This is a genomic window from Sphingobium sp. VMM (genome assembly GCF_056790315.1).
In genome coordinates this window covers 65,096-82,867 of sequence record NZ_JBXGSI010000001.1, presented here as the reverse complement: position 1 = coordinate 82,867, position 17,772 = coordinate 65,096, and the positions used below count along the sequence as shown (strand labels likewise).

The window sequence follows — 17,772 nt, the reverse complement described above, 5'->3', positions numbered from 1 at the left end:
TCAGATCGCCAGGATCGGCTCAAACGCCGAAATATTCTCGAGGCGGTCGTTTAAGACCGTATCACCTGCCTGAACCCAGCAATGGGCGGAAAAGGGCGATGCGCTGACGCCCAGGATCAGTTTGGCTGGCAACCGCGCCGACAAAGCCATGTCCATGAAGGCGATCGAATTGGTCAGACAGTGGGTATTGCGGGGACGCAGCGGCGCGGAGGCCGCAAAGGCGCCCACAATTGGTCCCCACTCGCGCAAATCAGGACAATTCCAACCGACGACACCGAGTCCTCGCGACCGATCGGCAATCCCAGATACGATCCTGTCAAAGCGGCGTAACCGCAGGTCCAGCATCGCCCTGAACTGGGCAAGAATGAACAACAAGCTCCTGCCGCTCAGGCGATGGCCGAACTCAGCCAAGACCTCCCGGCGAGCCGGCGGGATCACAGCCTGCTGACTAAATGGTTCACATTCATCTGCCATGACGAGAATCTGACCACGCAGCAAGGGCTCGATCCCGGGACCGTCCTCCTTGTCTTCAAGATATCTCCTGAAAGCTGCATCCCATTCCGGCCGCAGGCCGAAATAGCGATCAGCCGCGACGTCCAGGAAGATCGTTCTTCCGCCAGTGACGCAGAAGGCCAGGCCATTCCTCAGCTTGTACCGCATGGGTCCGCCCCTCTTTCGAAGACGCGATTACGGCGCGCGCCCTTCAAAAGGACGCGCGCCTCATCGATCAGTCGTCAGCGATGCCCATCTGGTTCAGCTGACCACCGGTGAGGTCGAGGACGCCACGGATGGCGCCCTGGGTTTCGACGGAAGCGGCACCCAGATCGACGATATCTTCGTCATGTTCGATATTGGACATGTTCATCTCCATCATTGCGCCGCAGGAATTTGCGGCAACGCTGATGGTATGAAAGAAAAGCCATATATCCGATCATATATGCTCTCATTTTGAGAGCATATATGATCGCCGTCATAATCGAATGAAATATGGCAACGCCTTGGCAGGCAGCGAAGCGAGGCTTTCAAGGCTTTTCAGGATTTACCTCATTCGTGTCGCCGCTGAAGAAATTTGATCAGCTCGTAACAAACGTCGACGGTGATATTGCCACATAGCGATCCGTGTTGCGTTTCTGTTTCCCGAACGGGTTACATTCCATAGCGTCGCGAGTTCCTCGCCTTGCCTACCGATAGGGCCTTCGTGCAGTCGGAGAATAGCGAGCCGCTCGCCCGCCTGTACGATCGCATCTAAATGTTCGGGGTTAGGGGAGCAGGATGCCAGCAGCGAAAAAAACTCCGCGGTCGCATAAGCCAAAGCCAGGCCGTGCGCTGATCTGTTGACGACGAAAGCAGGTGGCGAACCCATTTCCTCCAGTCGAACCATCACCTTCACGATCGTCCGGACAAGGTCGGCATGGTAGCTGTAGAGATGGTAAACGTTACGCTTGGTGATTTCCGGCAAAGCAAACCCACCGCCGCCCTGCGTTTCAACGAGACGCTCGCCCACCAGCCGATTGAGTGCATCTCGCACAGGAGACGTACTCGTCCCAAATTCGTCGGCGAGCGACTGGACGGTCAGCGGCAAGCCGGGCGTGAATTTGCCGGCCATGATCAGCTTCTTTATCTCGCGGTGAATGCGATCGGCGGTGAAGGCGTCGGGCGACATAAGTCCGCTCTACCTTGCCGAGCCGGCGCCGCCCGGCCCCTTGTGTCCATTACCGGCCTGAAGGAATGTCTTGAGGCTGAGATTTGAGATGAATTCGACCAGCAGCGTTTCCAGCTTCTGCATGTCGTCGAGAAAGAAATGGCGAGGAAAGTGCATGTTATGCTCCAGAAACAGCATTGGAATGATAAGGTGCGCTGAGGAGAGCCCAAGGGCATGAGCGCAAGCGATATGATCATCGACACGGGACTTCGGGTTGCCCGCCTCGATTTCACGAAGCCACCGCACGCCGATCCCGACATCGGCAGCAAGTTGCTTTTGCGTAATGCGATGGCGTTTGCGCCGTTCTTCTATGCGGCGACCTGAGATCGTCTTGACCTCGGCCAGTATCGACGCCCCCTCTTCAAAGGCGCCGCCTTGAGATGAGATCATCAGGGCCTCCCTGATCGCGTCTCAAAGCTCCCATGCACATTCCGACTCGATCAGGGTCGTGTGAAATGTGCCGTGGGTCAAATTTTTTGACTCCCATTTTGAGAGTGAGCGAGATTTACCTATCCTGCGTGATTCAGCAGGAAAATCAGGCGCGCGGCCTCAACTTCAGGTGCAACAGATATTATGACGGAACGACGCCAGGAGACCCAACCAAAATGAGGTCAATATTCACGCGTGCAGGAAGTTTAATGGGCGTACGCGTGGTGAGTGCGGCGCGCGTTTCAGGCGGCGACCTCAGCAACGTGTTGCGTCTCAGCCTTGCGGACGGACGATCGATAATCGCCAAGCGCGGACCGCTGGTGGAAGAGGAAGCCATCATGCTTGCCGCTATTCATGCAACGCAGGCCCCGGTCCCGTCGGTATTGGCAGTCGAGAAGGGACTGATGCTCCTTGAGGATTTGCCTGGCTCGGGCCAGATCGCGCGCTCCTGGGCGCAGCTGGCCGAAGTCCTCGATCATCTTCACCGACCCACTCGGCAGCAATCGGGCTGGGACAGGGATCATGGTTTCGGGCCGGTCGCCATCCCCAACGGCAGAACTGATAATTGGGTCGAATTCTGGGCGGAGAGGCGCCTGTGCTGCCATCTTCCCCATATCGAGCCACATCTGGCGGATAGGGTCAGTCGGCTCGCCGACCGCCTGGCCGACCATATCCCAACTGGGCCTCAGGTTGCGCTGCTCCATGGAGATCTCTGGGGCGGGAATATCCTTATAGAGAAAGATCGGGTCTCGGGGCTGATCGATCCGGCTTGCTATTTTGGTGACCGCGAGGTCGACCTCGCGATGCTCAGCCTGTTCGATCAACCCCCGGCAGCTTTTTACGATGCCTGCGGCCTTGAACAGGGATGGCAAGAGCGACAGCCCGTCTATCGGCTCTGGCCGCTCCTGGTCCATGTTCGCCTCTTTGGTGGGGCCTATCATCAACAGGCCAGCGCCTGCCTGGATATGCTCGGCCTTTAGAAAATCGCGCTTTATTCGGGCTTACCCGCCAGGATTATCCGCGCAGAACGGAGATAATGGGCAAGTTCGGCATCGTTCGCCATGAGCCGATCGGCGAGATCCTTCATGTCGGCGGCATCGGAATCAGGGCGGAACGGACCGTCAGGCTGCTGTTCAATCACAGCGATGCTCAGGCACAGTGCTTTCTTTACCAGGTGAAGATCGCGGTCGGTGATCTGTGCCATTGCCAGTTCCCCCAAAAGGTCCGCGCTGCGCTATGCGCCGGAACGATCGGTGATGCCACCGACTGTCGATGAACAACATCCCGGCTCAACCGGGCGTCTCAGGGCTCGGTGGCGCGAACGCCGTCCCGATGCGGCGATAGGCTCGCTCAATTTCGCTGTCTTCACTTGCGGACATGAGCGCGATGGCGGTCATGAAAAGCCGGGCGGCCGTGACGGAGGGCCCGCCACCCGGTGCAATCTCGATGTGGTCGAGCATCTTTGCCGCTGCTTGGGCGAGACAGGGCGAAGCACCGACAAAATGTTCGATCCGTCCGGCCAGGCGGTTCACTACCGGGGCGCAAAGCTCATCGGACAGTTCCGGACCTTCTAGCGCCTCGAGGAGCAGCGTGGCGACGGTCAGCGTGGTTCCATAAGGAATGAACCGCCTGGCAATGCGTGCCAACCGGGAATGGCATTCGAGAAACGTGTCGGTCCCCTCCTCCGATAGATGCAGCCGGTAGGTCCGAGACTTGGGTGTCACCATCGATAGCCTTTCTGATTCGCAAAATCCGCTTGTCTCCTGACGACCGAATTCGATTTTGAAGCTGTCCATGCGCATAAAAGCGGCACTGAAATGCCGATTTCGGCACCTCAGTGCCGCTTACGGCATCTCAGTGCCCTCCCCATTGCCGAGTGTGCAGCATTGGATGCATCGCTTGTCCCACCCGATCAGAGGTCGAGACGCCGCTCGAAGAGAACGCAACGACTCAGCCCAGACCGGACCGCAAGGCCAGAGCGCGAATGCGCCCGGCAATAGGGAGACCTATCCAATGTCAGCGTCACGCCTGGCTATCATGGCCGGATTGCTCACACTCGTCCTCGCTCCGGGTTCTGCGTCCGCAGCCCGGAAGATACGCCCCATTGGGCCGCCGCTGGCTCCACAAAAACTGGCGATTGCCCAAATCGGCGCCGATTTCTTCATCGGCGAGCCTCGCACTGCGTTGCCTGCAGAGGAAACCATGGATCTGGGAAGCACGGTGAGGATCGATCAGCGCCTCCTCTTGAGGAAAACACGTCCGGACGCAGGAAGCGATCAATGACCCGGCATCTCGACAGACCGAGCCTGATTGCAGCGGTTCTGATGCTCGGCATCGCAGCACCAGCGCTCAGTCAGGGGCCAGTCGACCCGGACCTTTCCCAAGTCGCAAAATCTGCAGAGGCCCAGCTGCGCCAAAGCTTCGCCAATCTTCAGTTCGAGGATTTTGCGCCATCTCCCATCCATGGCCCGCTTTTCCAGGCCAGCGCCGGCGGCCGCATCCTCTATTACGCGCCGGAAAGCGATCATCTCCTGTTCGCGACCATCTACGACAAGAATGGCGTCAACCTCACGGCCCTGTCCCAGGATGCCGCGGCTCGAGCCAAACTCAAGACCCTTGATCAAAGCCAGGCGCTCCTGATCGGACCGCCCGGCGCCCCAATGGTGATCGAGTTTACCGACCCCGACTGCCCCTATTGCCGCGCGCTCGATCGCTTCTGGGCTACCAAGGCGGCCGAAGGCAAACCGGTGCGCCGCCAGATCTACTTCGTGTCCGGCATCCATCCAGAGGCAGCCTCGAAGGCCGAGCATATTCTCTGCGCGAAGGACCGCGAGGCAGCGTTCCGCGCGACCTATGCCGGTGAGCCACCAAAGCCCCTCAACCGGTGCACAGATGGCGCCGCCCAGGTTCAGGCCCATCGCCAAGCGGTCAAATCCATGGGCATATCGGGCACGCCGACGCTTATTCTCGATGGGCAACTCATATCCGGCTTCCAACAGGCCGAGATTGAAGCCTGGCTCGCCAAGCAGCGGCCGTCAGCTAAGCCGCCGACCTGACCCTAATTCTGGCGGGCCTCAAGGCTGCATGGCAGCCCAAGGCCTCGAGATGCCGACGACGGCGCCCGATCTTCGAGGAGCCACCCAGCCTGTCGTCGGCCGACAGCGAACACCCAGTCGGTGCCGGCAGGCATGTCTTGGGGCGGCTCCTCTCGTTTCTGGAGACCTAAACAAATGATCAAGCTTGCACATCTGCCGCGCCTGCGCCGCCCGTCTTTTTCGTCGGCCGATGCCGTGGGAACATTCGTCGCTGCCCTCGCCCTCGCATCGGCCGCCCACGCTTTCCAGGCACCGACCGCGGGCGACCTTGGCTACGACATTTACGATATCGTGGTGAACCAGGGCGTGAAGGGACCGCTGGGCTTTGTGGGCGGTGTCGCCGCCTTCCTGTTCGGCGTCTCGCGTCTCTTCTCGAATATCATGATCGGCATTCCCACGATCGTGGCCGCCGTCTGCCTCATCCGCGCGGACTCCATCCTCCAGACCTTCGGCATGATCGTCTGAAGAACCGGCCAAAAGACCAGCGCGGGGCTTCATCGGCCCCGCGCCGGGCGGAGAGCGAACCGCGCTCTTCGTAACCCTCACATCTGTTCAGATGTGGGTGAAGCAAGGGAGAAGGACGTGGACGAGAGACTTCCACAATTTCTGCACAAGCCGGTCCAGATCCTCTGGTTCGACGCGCAGGAGTTCATCCTCGTGGTCTCCACCATCTTCGTCGCCGTCATCGTCGGCGGGCTGGTGGGCTGGTCGCTCCTCGGCGTCCTTCTCCTTTTCATTCCCTGGAAGCGGACGAAGCCCCGCGGTTTCGTGCCCCATCTGGCCTGGCGCTGGGGGTTGCTCCGCCTCCCCCATTATCCCGGGCCAACCCAGACCCGCTTTTGCGAGTGAGGCATATCATGTTTCGTCAGAAATCACCCCAGGAGGCGCCCGACCCGCTGCTCGGCAAACCGGCAAGCTTCGGCATTCACCGCTACCTCCAGGGATCGTCCAATCTGTTCGAGGAGAACAGGCTGCTCAAATTCTCGATTGTCGGCTTGTTCGGCGTGACCGCAGTGCTGGGCATTACGCTCTACTCGACGTCCCAGAACCAACGCACGATCGTCATTCCCTTCGGCGCCGGCGGCGATCTCTACGTGACCGGCGGCAAGCCATCTTCTGCCTATCTGCGCGCCATGACGCGCAATATCGTCGCGCTCTCGGGTACCTATTCTGCTCTGTCTGCCGACCGGCAGTTTCAGGAGCTGCTCAGCATCGTCCACCCGACCGCCTATAATGGCCTGCGGGACAGCCTGAATGGCGTGCTCGATGAGCTCGCCAACAATCCCACGCTCTCGATCGCCACCTATATTCGGCCCGATCAGCCCGTCACCTGGACCGATCGCCAGATCATCGTGCCGGTCGAGAAGGTCCGCGTCATCGGCGGCGTCATCCGCAAATTCCGGGGAAACTTGCGCATCCGATACACGATCGATGCCGGTCGCTTCTGGATCCTGTCTCTCACCGAGGAGAAATTCGATGCCGAGCTTGGGTAACCGAGCGCGCGCGCCTCGCGCCGCCCTGCCACTTTTGCCTCTCATCGCCTTAGCGTCGCCGGGACAGGCGCAATCGATCCAGGCATTGCCCGATCAGACCAGTATGATCCGGCTCTCGAACCGGGACGTCAATCATCTCATCTGTCAGGGCGGGGAGATAGAGGATGTCAAATTCTCCGCCGAGAAGGGCCTCGCGGTCGAGAAAGGCGGCGGTGACGCCTGGGTCAAATTCCTTGTCCGCGAAAGCGACGACAGCGGCCAGATCACCCGTAGCTATGTGACGACGCCGTCCGAGTTCTTCGTCACCTGTAACGGGGCAATCTACCCGCTCTACGCCGAGCCCTCCGAAATCCCGGCGCAGACGATCATACTGGTGCCCGGCGCCCGGCAGCGCGCCCGTGCCAATGAGGATCTGCTCGCCCCGCTTGCGCAGGAAGATCGTGCGGTCTCGATCACCCTGTCCCTTTTACAGGATCGGGTGCCGGCCAGCTTCACCGAGGTGGCGACCGCCAGCCGGCAAATCACCCTCCCCGCCGCACCCGCGCTGCACATCACCGAACACCGCCGCGTCACCGTCGAGGGCGCAGGCCTCAACGCATCGGAATATCGGGTCGACGCCATAAGCGACATGGAGGTCGACGAGCGCCTCTTCCTCGATACAGCGCTTGGCGCCCGCATCTTCAGCGCGACGCTTGATAGGCTCTCTCTCCGCACCGGGGAGACCGCTCGCCTCATAATCCTGCGCCGGGGAGACGGGCTATGAGCGATGAGCGACAGGATATGCCCCAAAGCCCAGACGAACCCGGTTCGCCCGCGCAGGGCAGCGGCGCCAGGGGCCATTCGCGGCCGAACCGCCCGTCGTCGGCAACGAGTGACATGGGCAACAGCGTCCTTCACCTGCGCGGCCCGGCCCTTCTCGATCTGAAGGAACGCTGGGCGACGCTCAGCCCCCACCAGCAATTGCGCGCACGCCAGGCCGCCATCGGTGTGCTGGTCGCCCTCTTTGGCTATGGCCTCTACTCGGCCTCGAACAGCGCGGAGAAGGTCACGCCCCAGGCGCCGGCGGCTTCGAAGCTCGACATGGGCGCGGGCCTTCGTGGCGACAGTCTTGAAACGAAGGTGCGCGGCGACCTCAAGAAAATCCTCGATGGGCAGAACCTGCTTGGCGACAGAGTCACGGCGATCGAGGAGGGCCGGATAGGCACCGCCGGTCCAGCATCGAGCGACGCACCAGACGACGACCTCCCAAACGCCATGCCAAGCGACATCCCGGCCTTTCCGCCCAGCCCTTCCCAAAGCGAACTTGAACGCGCTGACGGGAGCCTGCCTGCACCGCCCATGCCTAGCGCGCCGGCAGCGCCACCTGCCCCGCCGGTCGAGCGCCAGGTCGGCGCGATAGGTGCCGCGACCAGCGCAATCGTCGCGGAAGGATCCGCTGCTCCAAATGGCGCTAAAAAAAAGACCAGGACGATCTATTTGCCGCCTGGTTTCATGAAGGCGCGCCTATTGACCGGGATCGACGCGCTCGCCAGCCGGGACGCGACGAGCAATCCCGAGCCCCTCATCGCCCGCGTCCAGGCGCCCGTCGTGCTGCCCAATGATGTGAAGGCCAACCTTGCTGGATGCTTTGTCATCGGCAATGCCACGGGCAGCCTTGCCAAGGAACGGGTCGAGGTCCAGCTCATCTCGCTCTCCTGCGTGGACTTTGACGAACGCTCGGTCATCGATCAGCCGATCAAGGGCTTCTTCGTCGATACCGACGGCAAGAAGGGACTGTCGGGCAAGGTCGTTACCCGCGCCGGCGCTGCGCTCGCCCGCACCTTCATCGCCGGCACCATCGCCGGGGTCAGCCAGAGCGTCGAGAATACGTTTGGCAACACCTCGACCTCGGCGCTCGGCACCGTCCGATCCCTGGACGCGGGCGATGCGCTCAAGACCGGCATTGCAGGCGGCCTGTCCAAATCTTCCGACAAGCTCACCGACTTCTACCTCGATCTCGCGCGCCAGGCCGGCCCGATCGTGGAGGTCGGCGCCGCCAAGGATGTGGTGGTCGTGATCCAGGAGGGGCTGGCTCTGGAAATCAAACCCACCACGGCCACCAAATTCTGATGCCCACTTGTCGCCCCCAGGGAGAGTATCCCATGCCCACCCAGCACCCTCGCAACGCGGCACGACTGTCCAGCGCCGCTCTGCTCCTCCTGCTTGGCATCTTGCCAGGCTGCGCGGCGATCGGCTCGGCCATGTCGCCCTATCCTGAGAAGTTCAGCTGCAAGAACAGCGATCATGGCCAGTGCATCCATCCTGAGAAGGCCTATGCCGACGCCGTGGCCGGACGGGCATCGAAATCCGATCCCAAGGTCACGAATGGCAGCCGGGCCGACGAAACTCTCGGGCGCACCGGTGCGCAACGGAGCAGCCGAAATGCCGCCGCGGATGGCTATGTCGGCTACCGCAGCAGCGTCTATCGCGAACTTCAGGGCCTCGTCGAGGCGCCGGTCACGCCTATGCTCCGGCCCGGCCGCACGGTCCGCACGCTGATCCTGCCTTATGCCGATCGCGAGCGGCCCGACCGGCTCTACATGCCGCGCTACGTCTATTCGATCCTCGACAAGCCGCAGTGGGTGGTCGGCGACTATCTCGTCAATCCGACCGAACCGGCCGCGCGCGCGCCGATCCTTGAACAGACCAAGGCCAGGCCCACGCTGCCCGATAGCGATATCCCGGCGCCGCCACAGGAGCAGGATCAATGAGGGGGCTCGGCACACGCCATGGCGGCGGCATGACCATCAAGCGGCTGCAACAAAGCGTGTCGCGCGACGCTTATTCAGACTTTTTGCCCATGGTGAGCTGGGTCGAGGAAGAGGAAGCCTTCCTCACCATCGACGATGGCTGGGGTCAGGCCTGGGAGCTGGTGCCGTCGGCCTATCTCTTCGCCCATGTGCATCAGGCGCTGCTCGGCCTTCTCAACATCCAGTTCGGCACCGGCACCGTGGTCCAGCTCCACTGCTTTGCCGATCCGCTGATCGACCAGGCGCTCGATGCCTATCTCGATCTTAAATCCCGGCCCGATCCACTCGTCCAGGCATCGGCCCGGCGCACGGCACAATATCTGCGCCATGGAACCGAAGGACTCCCAGCCCTTCATGGCATTCCCGTCCGTAACTTCCGCGTGCTGCTCGCAATCAAATCGCGCACCCCGCTGGGCGCGGACCTGCGCCGCCAGATCGAGGAGCAGCTCTCCAAGCTCGGGATCGTGCGCATGGCGCCTGAAGCGCTAGTGAGTTTCTATCGCCGCATCTTCAACGGCGCCTTCGATCCGGCTCCGGGCGTCTTTGCCACGGGCGCCCCTGACCATCCCGCGCGCCCGGTGCGCAAACAGATCATCGATGCAGGCCCGGACCTGCTGTTCGATGGCCCGGAGCTTTATTTTGGCAATCAGGTGGCTCGCTGCCTGACGCCCAAATCACCAGCTCGCCGGGTTACGGCCGAGCGCTGCAACCGGCTGCTCGGAGGCATGCGCGGCGCGGCCGAGGATAGCGACCAGATTGGCGGCCCCTTCCTCTATACGCTCAACATCCTCTTCGATCACTCGGCTTTCGAGATCCACAAGCGCGCGCAGATCCTTTCCGCGCAAAAGGCGGCCGGAAGCTTTGCCGTCGAGGTCGGAAAGCAGATCGAGGAGATTGGCTGGGTGCTCGATGAAGCGGGCAACAGCCGCTTCGTCTCGGTCATCCCAACCGTCTGGGTCTTCGGCCGCGACAGCGCACAGGCCCGTGAAATGGCCGCCCGCGCCAAGCGCCTTTGGGAAAGCGAGCCGCTGCCATGGATGATGCAGGAGGAGAGCTATCTCAATCCCATCCTGCTGCCTATGAGCCTGCCCTTCGGCTTCTACCCTGAGCGCCGGACGCTGCGGATGCTGGAGCGCGATCTTCCCATGCCGGCCAAGGCGGCCGCATTGCTGGCGCCTGTCCAGACCGACTTTCGTGGCGGCGGGCGGCCTGCCCTTCTCTATGTCGGGCGCAAGGGCCAGCTCATCACGCTCGATCTCTTCGACCCGCGTATCAACAATTATAACTTCATCGTCTCGGCCGAGAGCGGCGCGGGCAAGAGCTTCCTCCTCAACAATCTCTGCCTGCAATATTATGCGCAGGGCGCGCTCATCCGCATCATCGATATCGGCGGCAGCTACCGGAAGCTCTGCACCCTTTGCTCGGGCCGCTATATCGACATTGGCGAGGAAGCGCTGGTCCTCAATCCCTTCGACATGGGCTTTGCGCTCGATGGCGATGATCGCCAGTCAGCCATCTCCATGGCCGTTGCGATCGTCGCTGAAATGGCCAATGCCGCGACCCGCAAGGGCGTCACGACGTCCGAATGGAATTTGCTCAAATCCGCCGTCCAGTGGACGATCGACAGCGGGCGCGCGGAAGCGGGGATCGATGCGGTGCGGGATTGGCTCGGTGCCTATCCAGCCGATGCCATAAGCGATCTCGACAAGGTCGACCATCTCGTCCCCGTTGCGCGTGAGCTCGCCTTCAACCTGCGCGATTTCGGCAGTTCGGGCGCCTATGGCCATTTCTTCAACGGGCCCTCCACCTTCGACATCTCGGCCGACGAATTTGTCGTGCTTGAACTCGAACGCCTGAAAGCCATGCCGGACCTCTTCAACGTCATCGTCATGGTGGTCGTGAATGCGGTGAGCCAGGAGCTTTACCTCTCCGCCCGGGACCGACCGAGATTTGTCCTGTGCGATGAAGCCGCCCAGTTCATGACCCGAACCGATGGCCAGGATCTCTCCCGCCTCGCCGAAGTGTTCGGCCAGGGCTACAGGCGCGCGCGCAAATATCAGGGGAGCTTCGGGGTCGTCCTCCAGTCGATGAACGATCTGCTGCTGTTCGGCGGCACAGGGCAGGTGATCCTGGAAAATGCCGCTACCCGCTTCCTGCTTCAGGGCTCCACCTATGAACGCGCGGTCGAGAACAAGATCCTGGATTACTCAGGCTTCGTCCTCGATCTCCTGAAGTCGGTCCGGAACAACAAGCCGCATTATTCCGAGGTTTTCATCGACTCGCCGCTCGGCCTCGGCATCGCCCGTCTGGTCGTCGATCCCTTTTCTTACTGGATCAACACCTCAGCACCCCAGGAGGTAGCCGCGTTCGAAGCGCGCCTGCGCGCCGGCCTCTCGCCGCTCGAAGCGGTCTGCGATCTCGCCGGCGTCGACCCCGCGGAGCTGCTCGGCGCGCCAAGATCCTACCCGTCGCAGGAGCTCTCATGATGCGAAATCCTCCCGCCCAGCAACCGCACACTAAGCCTACAGGCCCACAGCTGGACCTCGATCTCGATCCGACGATCGAAGCTTTGATCGAAGCGCGCGCCGCGAGCCTCGCCCAGCACCAGGCCCTGTTCTGGCGCTTCCGGCTCGTGACGATCGAAACCTTGATGATGGGCGCGCTCATCCTCTGCGCCGGCCTCGCCCTCCACCAACCTGCCGCCATGGTCCTGCGCGCCGCCATCATGGTGTCGGCCGGCTGCTTTGCGAGCGGCATGCTGCTCATCGGCCTCACCGGTGCCTTCGATCGCGGCCTCGATCATTTCACCCGCTGGCGGCGCGGCCAATGAGCGGGATCCTCACCTCTTCCCCCGCCCATGGTCCGGTCCGCCTGCTGCTCGGCACCCATCTCCTGTTGCTGATCCAGACGGTGCTGGTGCTGCAGGCATCGGATCCACTGCCCACATCCCTCCGCCTGTTCCTCGGTGTGACAGGTGTGCTCGGTCTCGCCGCGCTGATCGTCGCTGTGCGCGGGGAGCGTGATGACGAGGGCAAGCCATGGTGGGCGAAGCGTCATGTCCACTGAAACCCGCTTCCCCGCTCGCGCGCGCCACGCGCTTCTCGGTGCCCTCATGCTGGGCCTCGCCTGCCAGCAGGCACAGGGCGCGACCTCGACGATTGGCCGCACCTGGCCGATCGCTGAGCCTGACGCGATGAGCGAGATCGAGGCACGGGTCGCCAATGCGCCTCACATGGCGGCGAAGTTCGGCCCTCGCGCCAAATGGTCGGCGCTCAAGGCTGCGTCGCTGGGACCAGCTCCGGCCGATCGGACCCGGACCATCATTCCCTTCTACACGGTCGATGAGGATATCCGTCTGCCTGACGGCCGTGTCCTTTATCCCAAGGGCTTCACCTTCAATCCCCTCGAATATGTCTCGCTGCTCCAGCGCCTCATCATTGTCCATCCGCGCGATCTTGCCTGGGCGCTGAAGGCCGCGCGCTTCACCGATTTCATCCTGCTGACCGCTGGCGATGCGCTTGAACTCTCCGAACGCACCGGCCGCCCGCTTTTCATCCTGGAGGAGCGCGTAAAGGAAAGGCTCGGGCTTACCGTCGCGCCGGTCATCGTCGCGCAGGAAGGGAAGAAGCTCGTCCTTTACGAATATGCGCCGGAGCGTCCCGCAGCTCGGAGCGCCCGGCCATGAAGTGCCAGCCCCTCCTACGTGCCGCCGCCCTCTCTCTCGCGCTTGCGCTCGGCTCTGCCAGTGCGCCCGCGCGGGCCTCCAAATGCGAGGCCGGCACCATCTTCAATCCGCTGACCAAAGTGCGCTGGACCTGCATCTTCCCGATCACCATCGGCGGCGTTCGGGTCGGAAGTTTCGACAAGCTCGACAAGGAACTGGACGCCCAGTCAGCCTCCAAGCCGCTATGCGCCTGCCGCAAGGGCGCCACCTTCTGGTTCGGCGTGAAGGTCAGCTTCTGGTCGCCCAATCGCATGATCGATGTGGTGACCGAGCCCGGCTGCATGATGGCGCTCGGCGCAGATCTCCTGCCAACCGGCGGCAAGCTCCAGGGCAGTCAGTCGTCGATCGCCGATGGCACAAACAGCCAGAAAATGTTCGCGCAGATGCATTATTATATCTCGCCGGTCTGGAAGATGCTCGACATGTTCACCGACCTGCCCTGCATCGAGGACGACGGGTTCGATGTGGCGATGATCACCGAGGTGCTGCCGACCTGGCAGTCGGGGACGCTGGGCGCGATCATCCAGCCCGAGGGCATTCTCTTCGGCAACCCCGCAGCCGGCCTTGCCTGCATGGCCGACAGCGCCGCGGCGGCGGCCGGCAAAGTGCTCGATCCGCTTTTCTGGTGCATGGGCAGCTGGGGCGCCACCTATCCGGTCGCGGGCGACATCCATTTTGGTGACAGCGTCGAGGCCTGGGCAGGGCTTGCCGCGCGCGGGACTTATCTGATGGGCCGTCTTGGCGCGCTCACTATCAGTTCGGCTGACGGCTGCTCCTTCAAGGCGCAGCCCATCTGGACCAAGAGCCGTTACAAGCTCCAGATCATGGAGCCGGTCAAAGGCGGCAAATGCGTCAATATCGGGCGTCCCGGCGCCCTCTGGTCGAGCGGCAAACATGCGCCCGGCAAGGACAATGCCCAGTTCATGTCTTTTGAAAAAGTGATCTGCTGCGCGGGAGTATCCACCCCGTGAGCCAGATACCTCCCCCATCCCCCGTAGCGATCAACGAGCATTCCGGATGGTCTGCCCGCCTAGGCCATGCCGGCACGTTCGATCGCGGCGAGGGCGGGGCGACGCCGTTCTTCCACAGCGTCGCTCCAACCCCCATTTCCCTCGCGCGCCCGATAACCGCCAGATCGGGCCCAAGCGTGGGAAAGGTCAGCACGGTCGGTGAGCCCCCTGCTCGGATCGGGTGCCCCCCCTCTCTAGCGCCTGATCCGACATCGGCCGTGCTGACCACCTTTAAAAGGCCGTGCCTGCGCCCGCGTGAAAGCCAGCGGACAGGCCTTTCGTCTGCCCCCTGCGGAAATTTCGAGTTCGCCCGGAGGCTTCCGATGAAGAACATGATCCTCATCTTCATGGGCAGCGTGGCGCTCGCGCCGCAAGGTACCCAAGCGCAGGATATGGAGGCCCGCGCGCGCGCCGCGACGGCTGCATCGCGGACGAAGTCGAGCGACAGCGACGCGATCACCAGCAATTACGTCAATCCAGGTCTGTCAGGTGAGGCGATCAGCACCGTCGACAACAGCCGCACCTTCACTACCAGCCTGGCCTGCCAGAAGAGCGCGACGATGCTGGAGCTGCTGGTCCAGCCCGGCACGACCGGCGACATCACCCATTTGAGCATAGCGCGCGACAGCGATCTCGACGGCAGCTTCGATCAAAATTTGACCCTTCCCGTCCCGGTCTCGGGTATCTGCGCGAACGGCATCGTCTCCTGCGACCCTGGCAGCTGGAACAACTGCACCCCCTTCCAATGGGATGTCGCGTCGTCCGGCAACCTCAAGCTTACCCAGGTGCCGCTGACCGACCTCTCCGCCTGCTATTGCGTCAATGCGAGTTGCGGCAGCAACCTGGTGCTCGGCAACCTCAATTCTGTCCTCAAGGATTTGGGCGGGGGCATCATCGGCGCGCTCACCACGGCCGATCCCCGGATCGGGGTGGCGCAGGCAAGCATCGAAGGGCCTGTCATCCGTTATGTCGGCGCCCAGACGACGGCCTGTACCGCGTCGCCTTCTCTATCTTCGACCAGCTATCGCGCCGATCCAACCGCGATCAGCGGGGACGCCAGTGCGAGCGCGCAGGCAAGCAGCGTCTTTCAGGCGCTGGCCGGTTCGGCGTCGGCGACCGGCAAGGCCGAGGTCACGCGGAGCTGCTCGATCGATCGGGAGATCAGCGTCAAATCCTGGGACTATGACGACATATTGGGCGTTGCCGGAACGGTGACCTCCACCGCCTGCGGCACCGGCTGCCGTCGCTATCAGATCCGCGGTTCCGGCACCTGCGGCAGCGTTCCGCCCATTCATACAGCCACCTTCGACCCAATCGCGCCGGCACGCATCGTCTCCGCCCGGATCGTGGAAATGGGCGCGGACGACTGGGTCCAGGCACGGGTCAACGGCCAGATCGTCGGCTATGCCGGGAAGCGCCCCTGGACCGGTGAGGCCCTGCCATCTGGTGACTGCCGGATCAGCGGCGATCCCTATTATAATCGCACCGCCATCGACATCACGCCCCAGCTGCGCGCCGGCGCCATGACGGTCGGCGCGCGGGTGCGAGCCGGGGGCGATGGCAATTGGGGCTATGTCACTGTCGAGGTTCAGGTCGATACGGCCTGCGAGGTTTCCGAACGGCTGGTGGATCTCTGCGCAGGCTATGCCCAGGACGCGGCGTGCAGGCTGGACAGCGAGAGCGTCGACGGCGTCACGACCTTCGCCAATGGCGTGAATACAGGTCTCAAACCCCTCGCCCAGACCCGTCTAATCGGTACGGGCCATTGCACGTTCCAGTATAGCCGCGACTTTTTCGAGCGGGACCGCCGCTATAAATGCCTGATTGATAGCGGTGAGCTCAGCGCGCCCGATCTGTCGCGCAGCGCCTATATCATTGACCATTCGACCGAAACCCTGCTCGCTGATCGCACCCTGTCGAGCGACGGAACGATCTCGACCTCGACGCGGGCATTTTCCCTGCCCGATCGCGGGACGGTTCCGGCCTGCGAGCCGATCTGCAAGACCCGTGCGCCCAGGGCGAACAGCGACGTCGCTATCTCCGGTGTGGTCGGGGCTAGCCAAAATGATCCGGCCGGCTGGAACAGTTTCTATCATAGCTGCACCGCGGACAATGTCTGCCCCTTGGGCGAAGGGGAGGAACTGGTCACCGCCTGCGGCTGCCTCGACGATTTCCCTGAAGCCGCCGTCATGATGCAGACCGTGCGCCTCGCCGGCTCCGACCTTGCCTGCACTGCGGGGACGCCATGAGACAACGGATCATATTCGGACTGCTGAGCGCCGCGCTCGTTGCAGTCACCATTCCTGGGCCGGCATCGGCGGCCCAGCTCTGCGCCGCTGATTTGAACGGCAATGGCGATGCGGCTGACGAAGGCGAGATGGCGAGCTGCGTCACCATGGCTGGCGGCGCGACGCAGTGCCCGATCCAGCAAATACCCTGCGTGGTCGACGCCGCAGGCGCCTATAGCTGCCCGCTGGGGGCCGATCATCAATGCCTGGTGCCAGCAGCAGGCGGAACACCGACCTGCTCGCCCGTCGCCTGCATCGACACCGCGCTCAATCCGGTCGAGGATGAGCTTCTGGTCGATGACGCGGGACCGGACAATGACGGCCCGGTCGACGCCGATGGCAACTGCCTCGGCACGATCGAGATATTTGGCGGCCGGGCGCTGCGCTGCCGTCCGCCTGGCGCCAGCGTCACCTTCCAGAATTGCTGCAAGGATCGGGACAAGATCGTCAAGGACGGCATGGGCGGTTCGATCAGCTCGATCACGACCAAGATCGCGATCGCTAAGGGCGTGTTCACCGGCGCCAAGGCCGCCTATCTCGCCTTCAAGGCGGGCGCGACGGCGGGCCAGGCGGCCAGTGCCGGCGCCAACGCGATCATCGTCGGGCTCGATCCCACCTCGATCGCAATCAGCCTTGCCATCAACTTCATGATGGAGGTGCTGCTCCAGGGCTGTGACCAACAGGATATGGAAACCGGCATGCTGCGTGGTTCGGGGATGTGCCACGAGGTCGGCACTTATTGCTCCTCCTCGATCCTTGGCATCTGCATCCAGAAGGCCCGCGGCCATTGCTGCTTCAACACCAAGCTTGGCCGCATCATCCAGGAGCAGGGCCGACCGCAGCTCAGCGCCTTCAACGCCATGGGATGGGGAACACCCAAGCAGCCCTATTGCCGGGGCTTTACCGCTGAAGAATTCCAGGCGCTCGATTTCAGCCGAATGGATCTCTCGCAATATTATGCGGAGATCGAGGCGCGCGCCCAGTCCGACATCCGACAAGATATGGAGGAGAAGGTCGATGCCTATCTGCGCACCGTCAATCCCTGACAGCCATATGGCCCCGCTCATGCTTGCGTTCGCGCTTATGGGCGCAGCGCCAGGGCAGGCACGGGAGGCTCAACCGGCAGACCAAGGGACGTCCGCCATGGAACAGCTTCGGCAAGCCAAGGCCAGCGCTAATCCAGCGATACACGCCGGGCCTGACACGCTCCCTGCCCCCTCTTCGGATCTCAAACGACGTGCC

Annotated in this window: 21 protein-coding genes; 15 read left to right on the top strand and 6 right to left on the bottom strand. The window is 62.6% G+C overall.

Annotation, left to right across the window (positions count from 1 at the left end; translation table 11 throughout):
* The 4 genes from ACUCV3_RS00415 to ACUCV3_RS00400 form a co-directional block, all read right to left on the bottom strand.
* Positions 1–660, bottom strand: coding sequence for a lasso peptide biosynthesis B2 protein (locus tag ACUCV3_RS00415; protein WP_017500749.1), 660 nt, complete (start codon positions 658–660; stop codon positions 1–3).
* A gap of 67 nt (positions 661–727) precedes the next feature.
* Positions 728–859 (bottom strand): benenodin family lasso peptide, encoded by a 132-nt coding sequence (locus ACUCV3_RS00410; protein WP_232015888.1) that lies wholly within the window; start codon positions 857–859, stop codon positions 728–730.
* A 180-nt stretch (positions 860–1,039) separates the two neighbouring features.
* Positions 1,040–1,663, bottom strand: a complete 624-nt coding sequence (locus ACUCV3_RS00405; RefSeq protein ID WP_017500747.1) for a GntR family transcriptional regulator — start codon at positions 1,661–1,663, stop codon at positions 1,040–1,042.
* A 9-nt stretch (positions 1,664–1,672) separates the two neighbouring features.
* On the bottom strand, positions 1,673–2,092 hold the full coding sequence (locus ACUCV3_RS00400) for a helix-turn-helix domain-containing protein (protein WP_026109094.1): 420 nt from the start codon (positions 2,090–2,092) through the stop codon (positions 1,673–1,675).
* A gap of 248 nt (positions 2,093–2,340) precedes the next feature.
* On the opposite strand from ACUCV3_RS00400, the gene ACUCV3_RS00395 reads away from it, so the two are divergent.
* Entirely contained in the window at positions 2,341–3,111 is a 771-nt protein-coding gene (locus ACUCV3_RS00395; protein ID WP_293919438.1) for a fructosamine kinase family protein, read from the top strand.
* A gap of 11 nt (positions 3,112–3,122) precedes the next feature.
* Here the strand turns inward: ACUCV3_RS00395 and ACUCV3_RS00390 are convergent, their stop codons facing one another.
* Positions 3,123–3,335 carry a hypothetical protein gene (locus ACUCV3_RS00390; protein ID WP_081600906.1) on the bottom strand — a complete coding sequence of 71 codons (213 nt, stop codon included), beginning with the start codon at positions 3,333–3,335 and terminating at the stop codon, positions 3,123–3,125.
* 85 nt (positions 3,336–3,420) lie between these two features.
* Positions 3,421–3,927 (bottom strand): hypothetical protein, encoded by a 507-nt coding sequence (locus ACUCV3_RS00385; RefSeq protein ID WP_051035720.1) that lies wholly within the window; start codon positions 3,925–3,927, stop codon positions 3,421–3,423.
* A gap of 483 nt (positions 3,928–4,410) precedes the next feature.
* Between ACUCV3_RS00385 and ACUCV3_RS00380 the strand changes: the two genes are divergently transcribed.
* The 14 genes from ACUCV3_RS00380 to traN all read left to right on the top strand — a co-directional run bounded on the left by ACUCV3_RS00380 (position 4,411) and on the right by traN (position 17,576).
* Complete coding sequence (locus ACUCV3_RS00380; protein WP_017500740.1) at positions 4,411–5,187, top strand: DsbC family protein; 777 nt, start codon at positions 4,411–4,413, stop codon at positions 5,185–5,187.
* A gap of 174 nt (positions 5,188–5,361) precedes the next feature.
* Positions 5,362–5,691: a hypothetical protein gene (locus tag ACUCV3_RS00375; protein ID WP_017500739.1), complete on the top strand. Its 330-nt coding sequence runs from the start codon at positions 5,362–5,364 to the stop codon at positions 5,689–5,691.
* A gap of 117 nt (positions 5,692–5,808) precedes the next feature.
* Positions 5,809–6,075: a type IV conjugative transfer system protein TraL gene (locus ACUCV3_RS00370; protein ID WP_026109091.1), complete on the top strand. Its 267-nt coding sequence runs from the start codon at positions 5,809–5,811 to the stop codon at positions 6,073–6,075.
* A gap of 8 nt (positions 6,076–6,083) precedes the next feature.
* Entirely contained in the window at positions 6,084–6,719 is a 636-nt protein-coding gene (locus ACUCV3_RS00365) for a TraE/TraK family type IV conjugative transfer system protein (RefSeq protein ID WP_017500737.1), read from the top strand.
* Positions 6,703–7,482, top strand: a complete 780-nt coding sequence (locus tag ACUCV3_RS00360; RefSeq protein ID WP_026109090.1) for a type-F conjugative transfer system secretin TraK — start codon at positions 6,703–6,705, stop codon at positions 7,480–7,482. The genes ACUCV3_RS00365 and ACUCV3_RS00360 overlap by 17 nt, the downstream gene beginning before the upstream one ends.
* The gene (locus ACUCV3_RS00355; protein ID WP_293919430.1) at positions 7,479–8,828 is read left to right on the top strand and encodes a TraB/VirB10 family protein; all 1,350 of its coding nucleotides are present in this window, start codon (positions 7,479–7,481) and stop codon (positions 8,826–8,828) included. The genes ACUCV3_RS00360 and ACUCV3_RS00355 overlap by 4 nt, the downstream gene beginning before the upstream one ends.
* 32 nt (positions 8,829–8,860) lie before the next feature.
* Positions 8,861–9,469, top strand: coding sequence for a TraV family lipoprotein (locus ACUCV3_RS00350; protein WP_017500734.1), 609 nt, complete (start codon positions 8,861–8,863; stop codon positions 9,467–9,469).
* Positions 9,466–11,994 (top strand): TraC family protein, encoded by a 2,529-nt coding sequence (locus ACUCV3_RS00345; protein WP_017500733.1) that lies wholly within the window; start codon positions 9,466–9,468, stop codon positions 11,992–11,994. The genes ACUCV3_RS00350 and ACUCV3_RS00345 overlap by 4 nt, the downstream gene beginning before the upstream one ends.
* Entirely contained in the window at positions 11,991–12,338 is a 348-nt protein-coding gene (locus ACUCV3_RS00340) for a hypothetical protein (RefSeq protein WP_038292639.1), read from the top strand. Before ACUCV3_RS00345 ends, ACUCV3_RS00340 begins: the two co-directional genes overlap by 4 nt.
* Entirely contained in the window at positions 12,335–12,574 is a 240-nt protein-coding gene (locus ACUCV3_RS00335; protein WP_017500731.1) for a hypothetical protein, read from the top strand. Before ACUCV3_RS00340 ends, ACUCV3_RS00335 begins: the two co-directional genes overlap by 4 nt.
* 46 nt (positions 12,575–12,620) lie before the next feature.
* Positions 12,621–13,193: a hypothetical protein gene (locus ACUCV3_RS00330; RefSeq protein WP_017500730.1), complete on the top strand. Its 573-nt coding sequence runs from the start codon at positions 12,621–12,623 to the stop codon at positions 13,191–13,193.
* Entirely contained in the window at positions 13,190–14,203 is a 1,014-nt protein-coding gene (locus ACUCV3_RS00325; protein ID WP_017500729.1) for a TraU family protein, read from the top strand. The genes ACUCV3_RS00330 and ACUCV3_RS00325 overlap by 4 nt, the downstream gene beginning before the upstream one ends.
* Before the next feature lie 362 nt (positions 14,204–14,565).
* The gene (locus ACUCV3_RS00320; RefSeq protein WP_159366124.1) at positions 14,566–16,491 is read left to right on the top strand and encodes a hypothetical protein; all 1,926 of its coding nucleotides are present in this window, start codon (positions 14,566–14,568) and stop codon (positions 16,489–16,491) included.
* On the top strand, positions 16,488–17,576 hold the full coding sequence (traN, locus tag ACUCV3_RS00315; protein WP_017502987.1) for a conjugal transfer protein TraN: 1,089 nt from the start codon (positions 16,488–16,490) through the stop codon (positions 17,574–17,576). Before ACUCV3_RS00320 ends, traN begins: the two co-directional genes overlap by 4 nt.
* Positions 17,577–17,772: the final 196 nt, after the last annotated feature.